We start from the raw sequence: 13998 nt of genomic DNA, 5'->3' as shown, positions 1-13998 counted from the left end.
CTACTTTTTAAAATATTTAAAAGGAACCAAGAGCATTCCAAAACATTCCCCGTCTTCCTTACCCAAATGTTTGTGGTGCATTTTATGTGCCCTTCGTACCCCACGGGCGTACCAATTGTTGGCATTCCTCAAAAGCTTGAACCTTTGATGTATAAAGATATCGTGTACCAGAAAATAGGCAATTCCGTATGCTAGGATCCCAAATCCCAAGGGCCATCCATACCAAAACGAAGTGTAGTTGCCCACGAAGAACAAGGTCATACTCACCACGGCATAGAACAGAAAAAAGGCATCGTTGCGTTCAAACCAAGAATCATGGTCCTTTTTATGATGGTCTTTGTGTAGGCTCCATAGAAAGCCGTGCATTACATACTTGTGAGTGAACCAAGCCATAAATTCCATGAAGCCAAAGGTGACCAAAAAAATGAGTATCCAAAGTGCTACCTTCATTGTACCAATTGTAATTTATAATTGAGGTATGATTGGGCCAAAAGTCCGAATTTTTGATAATTGGGCACGCGTATCCTGGCATTTTTAATTTCTAGGGGAGGAGTACCCTGTAATTTATGTAGTAGTTTCTTGTAATAACGGTAGGCCGTATAAACTCCAAATTTGGCCTGCTCCGGTAACTTGATGATACCCGAATACCCTACTGCAAAATCGGCCTTTATCTCATTGACGATTCTTCTCTTGGACTCTTCATCCAGTTCCAAAAGATTGGTGTTGGGGAAATAGGTCCGGTTCAATTCCTCATAATCCGCCTTCAAATCCCTTAAAAAGTTCACTTTTTGAAAGGCCGATCCCAAGGCCATGGCAGATTCTTTCAATTCTTCATACTTCTCCTTATCGCCGTTCACAAAAACACAGAGACACATTAACCCTACTACATCCGCTGAGCCATAAATGTACTCCCGATATTCATCAAACGTTTCGTATTTCTTCTTGCTGAGATCCATACGCATACTTTTCATAAAGGCTGTGACCAAATGATGGGGGATATCATATTTATGGTACGTATGCTGAAATGAGTTCAAAATGGGGTTTAGGCTGATTTTTTTCTCTATGGCCTCTTCCATTTCCTTCTCAAAATTCACGAATAATTGTTCCTTGTCGTAATCGTGGAAGGTGTCCACAATCTCATCGGCAAACCGAACAAAGCCGTAAATGTTATAAATATCGGCCCGGATCGAGGGTGCCAACATTTTGGTGGCCAAGGCAAAGGAAGTGCTGTAGGATTGGGTCACAACTTTACTGCAATGGTAGGATACTTGGTCAAAAATGCTTTTCATCTTTTTACTTCTTTGGTGATTAAATCGGCCACCAGTTTACCAGAGATCAGGGATGGTGGCACTCCTGGTCCCGGAACGGTAAGCTGACCGGTAAAGAACAGGTTCTTTACCTTACTACTTTTTAGGTTAGGTCGTAAAAAGGCAGTCTGCCGTAAGGTGTTGGCAAGACCGTAAGCGTTGCCTTTATAAGAATTGTACTGCTCCACAAAATCGTTTACACAGAAACTTTCCTTGAAAACAATGGCATTTTTAATCTGTTGATGGGTCAGTTTCTCAAACCTATCCATTACTATGTCAAAATATTGGTTTCTCAATTCGGGTGTATCCTCCAATCCTGGGGCAATGGGAACCAGGAAAAATCCTGTTTCATAATCCTTGGGAGCCATGGAGCCATCCGTTACCGAAGGAAAATTGGCATAGAACAGGGGATTACTCGGCCATTGGGGGTCATCGTAAATTTCTTTGGCATGTTTTTCAAAATCGGTATCAAAGAACAGGTTGTGGTGCTCAACATTCTTCAACTTTTTGTTGAAGCCGATATAAAACAACAGGGAAGAAGGCGCATAAGTCTTATTTTCCCAGTATTCTTCGGAATATTGACGGTATTTTGGATCCAGGAGCGTTTCGGAATGATGGTAATCCGCTCCGCTTATCACATAGTCGGCCAGGTGGTTATTACCTTTGCTACGGATACCGATTACCTCCCCATCGGACACCAAGATATGCGTGACAGGACTTTTGGTATGGATTTTTACCCCCAGTTCCTCAGCAAGGTTTTTCATAGCCTTGATGATCTCGTACATGCCACCTTTGGGATGCCAGGTTCCCAAACCAAAATCTGCAAAATTCATGAAATTGTAAAAGGAAGGTGTATTGCTCGGTTTGGCCCCTAAAAACAGTACGGGAAATTCCAACGTGGACACCAGCTTCGGATTTTTGAACCTCTTGCGTACTTCCTGGCTGATGGTCTTGAAGAATTGGTCTACCCGAAGAACGGTTTCCTTGGTAACCAGTTCCAAAGGGGAAAGGCCGGGCCGGAGTACCACTTTGTTGATCGCGATGTTATAGTTTTCTTGGGCTTGCATGATAAAGCGTTTGAGATGTGCGCTACTGCCCGTTTCAATACGTTCAAATTCCTCACAAATGGTTTCCATGCAATCCCCAATGGTAAGGATATCGTCTTCAAAAAAAATTTTGTAAGCGGGGTTCAGTTTATCCAATTGGTAGTAATCGGAAGTCTTTTTTTCAAAGTCATTGAAAAACTTGTCAAAAATGTCGGGCATCCAATACCAACTGGGGCCAATATCAAAAGTAAACCCATCTTTTATCAATTGTCTGGCCCTGCCACCTACCGTATCGTTCTTTTCATGGATTTCTACCTCAAATCCTGCCTTTGCCAAATAACAAGAGGCTGAAAGTGAGGAAAACCCAGAACCGATGACGATGGCTTTTTTCATACTTATACGGTTTCCAAAAGTTCGTTAATGGATTTGAAAATCTTGATGCTACCGGGCAGTTTTTTGTCAGAGACTTGTTGGATTTGATAGCCTAGAACATACAATTTTGATCCAGGAGACATATCCAGGACTTCTTGAAAGCTATTGAAATAATCCTCAAGTTCGTTCAGCACTGGAGAAACCGTAAAATAGGAAACGAACCGGATGTTGTTATAATATTTGAGAAGGTCCACCAAGTTTTCCACGGGCATGGTCTGTCCTAGATAAATAGTTTTGTACCCTTTGTTGGCAAGTTCATAATTGATGTACAATAAACCAATTTCATGTATTTCGTTCTCAGGAAGAAAAAGGACGAATACCTTATCGTTCTGAGTTGGTTCCTTAGATTGTACCTGTTCTGTATGGATATAGATTTTTTGCTTGATCAGGTTAGATACGAAATGTTCATGGGCAGGACTTATGGTATGTGTTTGCCATAATAGGCCAAGTTCGTTTAAAAAGGGAATGAATACGTCTTTAAAAATTTGAGTGAAGCTGCGCTCCTGAAGCAAGCTATTGTACGTTTGCAAGAAAAGTGGCTGGTCAAAATTGAGCATGGAAAGCTTAAGGGAATTCAGAGCGTGGCTCTTTTCACTGTTCTTGGCCACAATATCCCTTACCAGCATTGGAATCTTTACATCGTCCAGTTTAGCAATTTTTGAAATTTTATACCCATTGTTGTAGAGCATGGTCACATTCAACAACTTTTGTAGGCTTACCAAATTATAGGTGCGGATGTTGGTATCGGTTCTTTCCGGGCTGAACAGATTGTATCGCTTTTCCCAAATACGAATGGTGTGGGCCTTTATTCCCGACAAATTTTCCAAATCCCGAATGCTGAAAGATTTTTTTACGTTGTTCATCTTTTCATACTAAACGTTAAACAAATTTACAATTTAAACGATGCCAACCTATTTTTTTGTCTTAAAATTTAGGGTATGGTTCCAAAAAATCAGAAGTTATGGACAATTTTGTTTAGGCGGCGCAGAAAAATGCCTAAAAAAAAACCGCAATAATTTGCGGTTTTGTGCCCACGACTGGATTCGAACCAGCACGTCCTTACGAACACCACCCCCTCAAGATGGCGTGTCTACCAATTTCACCACGTGGGCCAACACAGGAAACAAAAAAAGTTAAGTGTTTTGCTTAACTTTTGGTTTGCAAATATAATTGTTTTGTATCAATCGAAACGTTACAGATCTTGTTTTATGGCATTTGTATGATGGGATAATTGGTGCAATCCATTGTTTTTTCCTTGATCCTGATATAACTGAAGGAATTGCCACAAGTGTTTGAAATACAATTTTATTTTGCTATTTTAGTTTGGATACACAAAATCCGAGTAAAGTTTACAATATCATAATCTCTGGCCTATCTTATTTTTATGAAATTTGTACTCGATGATAAGTGCTCCAACAACAAGGCCACTCCCGAAAAGTTAGCCAAAATGATCAATCAATCCAACAGGAATGCATTCAACTCCTTATTTGGGATGCTTTGGGAGCCCATGTACATTTATGCATCATCGTTGGTCATGAACAATTCCATGGCCAAGGATTTAGTACAGGAAGTTTGGATCGACTATTGGCAACGGAGGGAAACAATCGAGGTCCAAAACATAAAATCCTATCTCTTCAAAGCTATTCGATACAAGTGCTACAATGCACTGAGGGATATGAAATTCAATAAAATCCAAATAGAAGTCGCCCATTCCATTTGTATCAACTCCGAAGTGGAAATGGAAGCCGATCTGGTAGATTTGTCCAAACGCATAGATCAGACAATTTCTAGCTTGCCAAAAAGATGCCAGGAAGTTTTCATCTTGAGTCGCATCAACCAAGTCAACAACAAGGAAATTGCAGAAAGGTTGAACATTTCCCAACGTTCGGTTGAAAATCAAATTTCGTTCGCTCTGCGCAGACTTCGCAAAGAGCTCTCCGCTGTTAAATCATTGTTTTTTTAACATATTTCTATTTTTACCTAAAGGTTAATAAGAATCCCTTAAGATTAAGTAAATATTAAAACTCATTTTTTTAATGTGCGTAATCGTGTGTCTTTGGTACTTATATATGAAATGAGCACACAATGACCGAAAATGAAATCAAGGGATTGATGGAAAAGTACTTAAATGGTACCATTACTAAAAAGGAAGAATCCCTTCTGGAGCAGTTTGATGTTGATCTTTTATCCAGAAATTATAAAGACACCTTCAAAAATGAAAACCACCGCAAGCGGGTTGCAAAGCAACTCTCCCGCAATATATCAGAGCATGGTAAGGGAATTTCCTTTCTAAAATGGTCCAAGGTTGCGGCGTCTTTGGCCCTATTGGTAAGCTTAGGATATTTCATCCACTCCAAGATGGGGACTAAGCCGGTTGTTGAACCCATTGTAATAATGGAGAAGACAACGGAATGGGGCCAAAAGTTGAACATTATCTTGGCCGATGGCACGCAGGTGAGGTTGAATTCCGGAAGTACGTTAAAATATCCAAGTCGATTTGAGGGGGATTTCCGCCATGTGAAATTGGTTGGAGAGGCCTTCTTTGAAGTGACAAGGAACCCCCAAAGACCCTTCGTTATTGAATCAGGGGAAGTGAAGACCACGGTTTTGGGAACTTCCTTCAACGTAGATACGTATCCTGACAACGACCAAATTGCAGTGACTGTCTCCACGGGAAAAGTAAAAGTGGCCTCCCGGGAAAATGAAATTATTCTGGAACCCAACGAACAAGGGGTCTTTCATAAAAAAACTAAAACCATGAGCAAGGAAAAAGTGGATATTTCAACCGCTCTCAACTGGAAGGACGGCGTTATCCATTTTGAGGATGTGCCACTTTCGCAGGCTTTGAAAACCTTGGAAAAATGGTATGGTGTATCCTTTGTGTTGGAGAACAAGTATGCAGGTAATTGCCATATCAGTGCCAGCTATAACAATGAATTGCTTTCAACGGTACTGGAAAGCATAGTTTTCGCTAAAAAAGGATTACAATACGAATTTTTGGAGGATCAAAAGATCCTGATCAAGGGAAAATGCACCGACTGAATCAACCTAACAAAATAACTAAGCCTATGATGTAAATACAGCCAAATAAAAAACAGCCTGTAACACTTTGGCGAGCGGAAACAGGCTGTAGAAAAATCAATGATTACAAATACTTATAACCATTTAAACATTATGTGAAATTATGAATTCACTAACTATTAAACAATTTATCAAGTTGACATTCCGTACATTTTGCTTTATGATCATCTTGGCACTGTTGAATCCGGTGCTGGCGGCCAATGTAAGGGGACAAAAACTAGAGAACTACAGGGTGGATCTGTCCGTAAACGATGCCACAGTAGTTGAGGTCTTGAAACAGATAGAGGAACAGACAGACTTCAAATTTGTGTACGATCGCAAAGTGGAGCGTTTGCATAAGACTTATGACATTGTCTACAACAAGGTGTCCCTTAAATCTATCTTGGAATTGATGGCCAAGGATGCAGACCTTACTTTTAGAAGGATCAACAATACTATTTCCATCGATGTGAAACCCAAAGCTCCCAAAAGAGTGGTGGAAATCGTCTTTATCACAGTATCGGGTACGGTAACGGATGAAAATGGAATCCCATTAGCAGGTGCATCGGTACAGGAGAAAGGAACTGGAAATGGTTCCATTACCGATTTTGATGGTAATTATTCCATTGATGTGCAAAGCGACGCAATACTTCAATTTTCATATTTGGGATATAGTCCAAAAGAGGTTGCCGTGGATGGCCGTACCACTATCAATGTGCAATTGCTGGCAGATGCAACACAATTGGAGGACGTAGTAGTGGTTGGGTACGGTACCCAAAGAAAGACCGATGTTACCGGTTCCATCGCCTCAGTGGAAAGTGAGGATTTCAACAAAGGGATCGTGATGAATCCAGGGCAACTTTTACAAGGTAAGGTTGCGGGTGTGAACATTTCCAATGTAAGTGGTGAGCCAGGTGCAGCGCAGGATGTGATCATCCGAGGTGTGGGAAGCTTACGTTCCGGAACCACTCCTTTGTATGTGATAGACGGTTTTGCATTGGACAATACCGGGACTGGCGTGCCTACCAACCCATTGAACTTCATCAACCCACAGGATATTCAAAGCATTGACGTATTGAAGGATGCTTCTGCCGCCGCCATTTATGGGGCCAGGGCTGCAAACGGGGTTATTGTTATCACTACCAAAAAGGGGAAAGCGGGACGCACTCAAATGGATTTGAGTGTATCCACAGGCTTCTCAAGCTTGGCCAATAAAGTTGATGTCTTCAGTGCTGACGAGTTTCGTCAACAAGTAGTGGCCGCAGGCGGTAATTTGGAAGATGGTGGTGCCAACACCGATTGGCAAGATGCCTTGAGCCGTACCGGTTTCTCCAAAAATGTGAATTTGTCCATGGGCGGCGGTGCCGAAAAGTTCTCTTATCACGCTTCCTTGGGTGTAAATGATCAAGAAGGTATTTTAAGGGCCAATGACCTAAAAAGGTACTCAGGCCGTTTGAACCTGACCCAAAAAGCATTTAACGACCGTTTCAAGGTGGAATTCAACATGACGGCCAGTAGAACGGAAAACCTTAGGGCAGATGCAAGATCCATGGTTGGTGACATGCTTCAGTTGAACCCCACCCTTCCCTTGTATACCGATGGGCAACCCACTTTGTTGGACAATGCGTTGAACCCTTTGACGCGCGAGAAAATCTTTAGTGATGAGGCCGTTAACCATAGGATTTTGGCCAATGTGGCACCTTCCATTGAAATAATAGATGGGTTGACCTATAAACTAAATTTGGGTGTTGATTATTCCACTACCGATCGTGACGAGCAATACATACCCTATTCTTTGTTGGAAGGCTACGCCAATGGATCATTGACTTCAACATATACGACCAACAAAAATAGTTTGGTGGAGAATACCCTTACCTACAATTTTGCCAACGACAAACACAACTTCACATTTTTGGCTGGGCACTCTTACCAAAAAACTTTTGTGCACCAAAAGAGCTTTGAGTTGGAAGGTTTTGCGAATAATGGCATAGAACCCAAATACCAAGATCAGATCAGTGGAGAAAGCACCCAGACCTATATGTACACCTATGCTACTGAAAATGAACTACAGTCTTTCTTTGGTAGGGTCAATTATGCTTTTGACAATAAATATTTGTTGACTGCTACTATGCGTGCTGATGGTTCCTCAAAATTTGGAGGTAATAATAAGTATGGTTATTTCCCTTCCGTTGCCTTGGGTTGGAACATCATGAACGAAGATTTTTTGAGTTCCAACACCACTATCAACAACTTGAAATTAAGGGCCAGTTGGGGTAAGACCGGTAACCAGGAAATCCCGTCCAAGATTACCAAATTGAGCTATACCGACAGTAAGGATGGTAACGATTCATATCCTATCAATGGCAATGAAAGCTCTTTGGAAGATTATCCATACGGTACCATTTTTACGCGATTGGCTAATCCCGATATCCAGTGGGAAGTATCCCAGCAGACCAACATAGGTTTGGACTTCGGTTTGTTCAACAACCGCTTGTCAGGAACCTTGGACTATTTTCAGAAAGTGTCCAAGAATATTTTGTTGGAAGTTACTCCTGCCGACCCCATTCAACCTACCGATAAGTACTGGACCAATATTCCAGATATGGAAATCAAGAACAACGGTATTGAATTTGCCTTGGATTACCACAGCGACTATAGCAAGGATTTTTCTTATAACATAGGAGGAAACCTGGCCTATACCCAAAATGAGGTGGCCAATTCGCCTTACAAGGTATTGACCACAGGTGCCGCACAGGGGGCGGGTCAAACGGATGCCACCATCAACGGAAACATTAATGGTGAACCAATCGGGTCATTTTATATGCAAGAGTTTTTGGGTATTGGCGATGATGGGCTGAGCATCTTGTCCGAAGATAGAAAAGTAGTGGGCAGCGCTCTTCCAGATTTGGTGTATGCCATTTATCTGAACTTTAAGTACAAGGATTTTGATCTTGGGCTGAACTTCAACGGGGTATCAGGCAACAAGGTATACAACCATACTGCCATGTCCTTGTTCAAAAAAGGATTGTTGGCCTCCAATTTTAATACCACATCGATTGCATCGGAGTTTCCAAATGAGGACATAACCAATTCCAACGCCGTTTCAACACGCTATTTGGAAAAAGGGGATTTCTTGCGCCTGAACAATGCCACATTGGGGTACAGTCTGAGACCGGCCCTCATCGGGTTGGATGGATTGGTGAACACCATTCGTTTTTCCGTGACTGGCCAGAACCTTTTTGTAATCACGGATTATAGTGGTTTTGATCCTGAGATTAATTCCAACTTGACCATTGATGACATCCAGACCTTCGGGATCGATTATTTCAATTATCCCAAGGCTAGAACCGTGGTATTTGGCTTAAATGTATCATTCTAATCAAAAAAAAACTTCAAAAATGAAGAACAAAATAATATTAGCACTATTGGGGATTTCCTTATTCTCAAACTTGAGCTGTACCGATTTGGAAGAAGAAGTTTTGGACGAATCCTTGGAAGGAAGCGGACAAGCGGAACTCATCAGTGGCGCCATTGCACCTGCTTATGGACAAGTGGCTTGGACCTGGAGACACACCAACTATTACGGCTTGCAATTGATTGCTGCGGACGAGGCCATTTTGCCATATCGCGGAGGAACGGATTGGTATGATGGAGGAAAATTTTTGGAAACCCATGCCCACACCATTTCTACTGGAAATGATCTGGTGGGAAGCTCATGGAACGAGGTGACCAAGAATATCTCACGTGCCCTCTCCGCAATTGAAGTACTAAAACCCCTGGCCGAAGCAGGGGATACCGAAGCTGAAGGCGCCCTTTACGAAATGGTTGCACTTCGCGCCTATATGAACATGTTGGTGTTGGATAGCTGGGGATTGGCCTTCAAAAAGGAGAATTCCGATGATCTTTCGGAAATTTTAAGGGGACAGGCTGCCATCGATTATATTGAGAGCGAATTCTTGTCTGTCGTAGATCTTATCAATACTAACAGGGGTCCAGGAAGGATTACCCAATCGGCAGTCTGGGGCTTCTTGGCAAGATTGAACCTCAATGCGGCCGTATACCGTGATCCATATGGCACACCCAATTTTACCAATGAGGATATGGACAAAGTGATCGAGTACACGGATAATATTATCAATTCAGGGGCATTTTCCCTGTCTCCAGAATATTTTGATCTGTTCAATGATGATAACAATGACAATTCCGAGATCATCTTTGCTGCGGACCAGCGAGGTGTCATGAAAAATGAGCACAGTCGTTGGGCCTATTGGTCGTTGGCGGGGTCATGGTTTCCAAGACCGGAATTCCCGGACGCCGATGGTACAGATGGTCCTGCAATCACTTCCGATTTCTATCAAACATGGGTAGATGCCTACGGGGGTACAGATCCAGCAATGGCCGATGCGAGATTTTTAATGGAAAACCAGATGATCCCTGCTGAATTGCAGGATTTGACAGGGGTTACCCCAGAAAATGATGAAGATCACTATTACTGTGTTTCCGCAGAGGATTTTGAGATTAACAGGGGGATTATCCGTGGCGTTATTTGGGGGCCTAGAAAAGATGAAAGCGGTAATTTTTATACTTGTGATGGTGGATACCGAATCTATCCTGTGATCCAAAGAAAAGGAAACGGCCCCGACAAGAATGTGGACTATGTGAACCATGTGTTGCAAGTGGATTTCACCAATGAAGGAAGGTTGCACAGAAATGGGTACCGGGTATCCAAATATCAGTTCAGCCACACTTCTCCCAATGGTAACAATTATAGCAGCGTGGATCTTGTGTTGATGCGTTTGGCCGAAATTTATTTGATGCGTGCCGAGGCAAAATTGAGGAAAGGCGACAGTGCGGGTGCCTTGGTGGATGTGAACACCGTTCGCACCTCAAGAAATGCCCGCCCAGAGCAAACACCGGCAGCTCTGCCAGGTGTTGATTTGGAAATTCTGTATCGAGAGCGCGGTTTTGAACTATACTGGGAAGGTTTTAGGAGAAGCGACCAAATCCGATTTGGACATTATGAGGATGCGTGGACCGAAAAAACGGATACGGATGTTCACCACAGATTGTTCCCGATTCCACAGGATGCCATCGATGGAGCATCGAATGTGCCAGGCTATTTGGAACAGAATGAAGGTTATTGACCAAGTGTATTTTTTAGCACATGCGGCAAGTTGGGATTCCACTTGCCGCTTGCTTTTTTAAATAATTTATTGAATGATTATGATGAAGATTACATTTCCTAAAATTTTGGCTTCCATCTTTGTTTTGGTTGTGGCAGGCTGTTCAACTAAAAAGGAGGGACAAGTGGAAAAGAGCCAACAAGAACCATTGAGCATCATCTTGATGATTGGTGATGGCATGGGCGTTCCCCAAGTATCCTCGGCCTACTACTTCGGAGAGGGAACCCCTAATTTTTCCAGGTTTATCCATATCGGTTTGCACAAGACTTCTGACAAGAGTTCCAAGATAACGGACTCAGCCGCAGGCGCCACGGCCTTTTCAACGGGGCAGAAAACGTATAAAAGAGCTATCGGTGTCTCCGTGGACAGCATTCCACAGGAGACCATTTTGGAGCAACTTCAAAAAGAAGGTTATCAAACAGGTTTGATTAGTCTCACATCTATTACCCATGCTACGCCGGCCAGTTTTTATGCCCATGTGACCGATCGTGATATGCATGAGGAAATCGCTGAGCAATTGGTGACGGCAAAGGTGGATTTCTTTGCAGGGGGCGGAAAAAAATTCTTCAACCAAAGAGAAGATGAAAAAGACCTCTTTCAATCTTTAGTGGAGAAAAGTTATCATTTGGATACCGTACAACTTTCCAGTCCTGTTGTAGATCAACCCAATGCCTATGTGTTGGCCGAGGATGGTATCCCTTCAAAAATTGATGGTAGGGGGGATTTTCTAAAGGATGCCACAGCAATGGCCTTGGATTATTTTGATCAGAAAAAAAGACCCTTCTTTTTAATGGTGGAAGGTTCGTATATTGACTGGGGAGGTCACGCAGAAAATGCCGATATGATGGTTGCCGAAGTCCTGGATTTTGATAAAACATTGGGAACGGTCTTGGATTATGTAAAAGAGCACCCCAATACGTTATTGGTGGTCACCGCCGATCATGAAACTGGTGGGGTCAGTATTGGCAAGTACTATGAGGTAGATGAAAGTACCGGTAATAAGACGGAAGTGGCAGACAAGGTTGAAGTGTATTTTAATTCCAATCAGCATAGCGGGGAGTTGATTCCTGTTTTTGCAGAAGGAAAAGGTGCTGAAAACTTTCAAGGTATCTATGAGAACAACGAAATTTATCACAAGCTTTTTAAAGCGTTGAACCAGAACAAAAAATAGGATGAAAAAAATTATTGGAGCAGTAGCAATGGTACTTTGGTTTTTAAGTACACATCAACATCTGCTGGCGCAAGAAACGTACAAAGTACATTCCCATAACGATTATGAACAGGAACTACCATTTTTGTTTGCCTACAGCAATGGTGCGGCATCCATTGAGGCAGATGTATTCCTTAAAAATGGAAAGTTGTTCGTGACCCATGCCGAAAATGAAATCGAAGAAGAAAAAACTTTGGAAACCCTTTACTTGGACAAATTGCAAGGATTGGAAAAATCGGGGAAATTGAGGGAAATTCAGTTGCTTATAGATATCAAATCCGAGGCCTATTCCACCATGAAGAAGTTAGTTGAGGTATTGAAAAACTACCCAACTTTGTCCAAGGTTAAATTTGTGGTGTCCGGAAACAGGCCCAAGCCGGAAGACTATAAAAATTATCCTGATTTCGTTTGGTTCGACCATCAAAATTTGGATGAATTGGACCACATTGATTTAGCCAGGGTAGGCTTGGTAAGTGTTAGTTTTAAGGATTTTTCGGTTTGGAATGGCTATGGAAGAATGACTTCACCCGACTTTGAAGTGGTACAGAATGCCATTGCAAAAACCAAGAGGTCGGGAAAACCCTTCCGTTTTTGGGCCACACCCGATACCAAGACGGCTTGGGCCCGATTGGCCAAAATGGGCGTGGATTATATCAATACAGATGAACCTGCCTTGGCAGTTCAATATTTGGGTAAGCTCGATGGAAATACCTTCCGACTTATAGACCCAATTGAGGTTTATGCACCAAAATATGAATACAATCCCGAGTCCAAGCCCAAAAATATCATTTTAATGATCGGGGACGGCACTGGATTGGCCCAGATTACCTCGGGTATGATTGCCAACCGTGGAAAGCTTACCCTTACTGGTTTGAAAAACATCGGTTTGGTAAAGACAGCGTCGTTTGATGATTTGATTACCGATTCAGCTGCAGGGGCAACGGCCATGGCCACTGGCAACAAAACAAATAACAGGGCCATTGGTGTGGGCCCCAGAGGCGAAGTTTTGACCAGTTTGATAGATATTACAAGCGAAAAAGGGTTCAACGCGGCCATTGTTTCAACCGATGCCATTTACGGGGCCACCCCATCCGCTTTTTTTGCACATCAGGTGGAACGTGACAATACCGAAGGTCTTGTGACAGATTTAAGGAAAAGTCACTTGGATTTTTTTATGGCAGGTGGCCAAAATCAGGAAGCAACTGTTTCCAAAGTATTCCAGACCCAAACTTTGGACGGCTTCTCAGATTTCTCCGAGCAAACCGCGGTTTACTTGGGTGAGAATAAGGCACCATCCATGGAAAAGGGAAGGGGAAAAACATTGCCTGAGGCGGTTAAAAAATCGTTGGATGCGCTGGGAGCCAGGTCAGAACCTTTTTTCTTAATGGTTGAAGGAGCCCAAATCGATAACGGTGGACACTCCAATAGTACCAGCGACATTATACAGGAAATGTTGGATTTTGACCAAGCCATTGCGGAAGCCATCCGCTTTGCGGATGCCCATAAAAATACGTTGGTGGTCATCACTGCCGATCATGAAACTTCTGGTTTCGGGATAGTGGGCGGAAGTTTGCAAGATGGGACGGTCCACGGTGATTTTTTAACTATTGACCATACGGGGATTATGGTGCCCTTGTTTGCGTATGGCCCCCATGCAGAAGATTTCAATGGAGTTTATGAAAACACCGAGGTTTTTCAAAAAATCTTGTTGGCCCTAGGGTCTAAATAAGATTTTGGGTGCGCTTGCCTATGGTAGGCGC

10 protein-coding genes and 1 tRNA gene are annotated in these 13998 nt (G+C 42.6%); 6 read left to right on the top strand and 5 right to left on the bottom strand.

Annotation, left to right across the window (positions count from 1 at the left end; genetic code table 11):
* The 5 genes from GTK07_RS17440 to GTK07_RS17420 form a co-directional block, all read right to left on the bottom strand.
* The gene (locus tag GTK07_RS17440; RefSeq protein WP_163636452.1) at window positions 1-450 is read right to left on the bottom strand and encodes a sterol desaturase family protein; all 450 of its coding nucleotides are present in this window, start codon (window positions 448-450) and stop codon (window positions 1-3) included.
* The gene (locus tag GTK07_RS17435; RefSeq protein ID WP_163636451.1) at window positions 447-1289 is read right to left on the bottom strand and encodes a phytoene/squalene synthase family protein; all 843 of its coding nucleotides are present in this window, start codon (window positions 1287-1289) and stop codon (window positions 447-449) included. Before GTK07_RS17435 ends, GTK07_RS17440 begins: the two co-directional genes overlap by 4 nt.
* Entirely contained in the window at window positions 1286-2746 is a 1461-nt protein-coding gene (locus GTK07_RS17430; RefSeq protein WP_163636450.1) for a phytoene desaturase family protein, read from the bottom strand. Before GTK07_RS17430 ends, GTK07_RS17435 begins: the two co-directional genes overlap by 4 nt.
* 2 nt (window positions 2747-2748) lie before the next feature.
* On the bottom strand, window positions 2749-3648 hold the full coding sequence (locus GTK07_RS17425; RefSeq protein ID WP_163636449.1) for a MerR family transcriptional regulator: 900 nt from the start codon (window positions 3646-3648) through the stop codon (window positions 2749-2751).
* 165 nt (window positions 3649-3813) lie between these two features.
* A tRNA-Leu gene (locus tag GTK07_RS17420) sits at window positions 3814-3897 on the bottom strand.
* 272 nt (window positions 3898-4169) lie between these two features.
* On the opposite strand from GTK07_RS17420, the gene GTK07_RS17415 reads away from it, so the two are divergent.
* The 6 genes from GTK07_RS17415 (at window position 4170) to GTK07_RS17390 (ending at window position 13967) form a co-directional block, all read left to right on the top strand.
* Window positions 4170-4748: an RNA polymerase sigma-70 factor gene (locus tag GTK07_RS17415; protein WP_163636448.1), complete on the top strand. Its 579-nt coding sequence runs from the start codon at window positions 4170-4172 to the stop codon at window positions 4746-4748.
* Between the two features lie 122 nt (window positions 4749-4870).
* Complete coding sequence (locus GTK07_RS17410; RefSeq protein WP_163636447.1) at window positions 4871-5827, top strand: FecR family protein; 957 nt, start codon at window positions 4871-4873, stop codon at window positions 5825-5827.
* Window positions 5828-5969: 142 nt separating this feature from the next.
* Complete coding sequence (locus GTK07_RS17405; RefSeq protein WP_163636446.1) at window positions 5970-9224, top strand: SusC/RagA family TonB-linked outer membrane protein; 3255 nt, start codon at window positions 5970-5972, stop codon at window positions 9222-9224.
* Window positions 9225-9243: 19 nt separating this feature from the next.
* Window positions 9244-10989, top strand: coding sequence for a RagB/SusD family nutrient uptake outer membrane protein (locus GTK07_RS17400; RefSeq protein ID WP_163636445.1), 1746 nt, complete (start codon window positions 9244-9246; stop codon window positions 10987-10989).
* A 79-nt stretch (window positions 10990-11068) separates the two neighbouring features.
* The gene (locus GTK07_RS17395) at window positions 11069-12199 is read left to right on the top strand and encodes an alkaline phosphatase (protein WP_235932914.1); all 1131 of its coding nucleotides are present in this window, start codon (window positions 11069-11071) and stop codon (window positions 12197-12199) included.
* Window position 12200: 1 nt separating this feature from the next.
* The gene (locus tag GTK07_RS17390; RefSeq protein ID WP_235932913.1) at window positions 12201-13967 is read left to right on the top strand and encodes an alkaline phosphatase; all 1767 of its coding nucleotides are present in this window, start codon (window positions 12201-12203) and stop codon (window positions 13965-13967) included.
* The last annotated feature ends 31 nt before the right edge of the window (window positions 13968-13998 follow it).

Source organism: Flagellimonas sediminis (genome assembly GCF_010500845.1).
GTDB classification, from domain to species: domain Bacteria; phylum Bacteroidota; class Bacteroidia; order Flavobacteriales; family Flavobacteriaceae; genus Flagellimonas; species Flagellimonas sediminis.
The sequence above is the reverse complement of the archived record's forward strand: the minus strand, read 5'-3'. Positions and strand labels throughout refer to the sequence as shown.

Excerpts from the sequence above, each read along its gene's own strand:
- GTK07_RS17410 (WP_163636447.1), top strand. The coding sequence starts at position 4,871 with ATGACCGAAAATGAAATCAAGGGATTGATGGAAAAGTACTTAAATGGT.
- GTK07_RS17415 (WP_163636448.1), top strand. The coding sequence starts at position 4,170 with ATGAAATTTGTACTCGATGATAAGTGCTCCAACAACAAGGCCACTCCC.
- GTK07_RS17430 (WP_163636450.1), bottom strand. The coding sequence starts at position 2,746 with ATGAAAAAAGCCATCGTCATCGGTTCTGGGTTTTCCTCACTTTCAGCC.
- GTK07_RS17400 (WP_163636445.1), top strand. The coding sequence starts at position 9,244 with ATGAAGAACAAAATAATATTAGCACTATTGGGGATTTCCTTATTCTCA.
- GTK07_RS17425 (WP_163636449.1), bottom strand. The coding sequence starts at position 3,648 with ATGAACAACGTAAAAAAATCTTTCAGCATTCGGGATTTGGAAAATTTG.
- GTK07_RS17440 (WP_163636452.1), bottom strand. The coding sequence starts at position 450 with ATGAAGGTAGCACTTTGGATACTCATTTTTTTGGTCACCTTTGGCTTC.
- GTK07_RS17390 (WP_235932913.1), top strand. The coding sequence starts at position 12,201 with ATGAAAAAAATTATTGGAGCAGTAGCAATGGTACTTTGGTTTTTAAGT.
- GTK07_RS17395 (WP_235932914.1), top strand. The coding sequence starts at position 11,069 with ATGATGAAGATTACATTTCCTAAAATTTTGGCTTCCATCTTTGTTTTG.
- GTK07_RS17405 (WP_163636446.1), top strand. The coding sequence starts at position 5,970 with ATGAATTCACTAACTATTAAACAATTTATCAAGTTGACATTCCGTACA.
- GTK07_RS17435 (WP_163636451.1), bottom strand. The coding sequence starts at position 1,289 with ATGAAAAGCATTTTTGACCAAGTATCCTACCATTGCAGTAAAGTTGTG.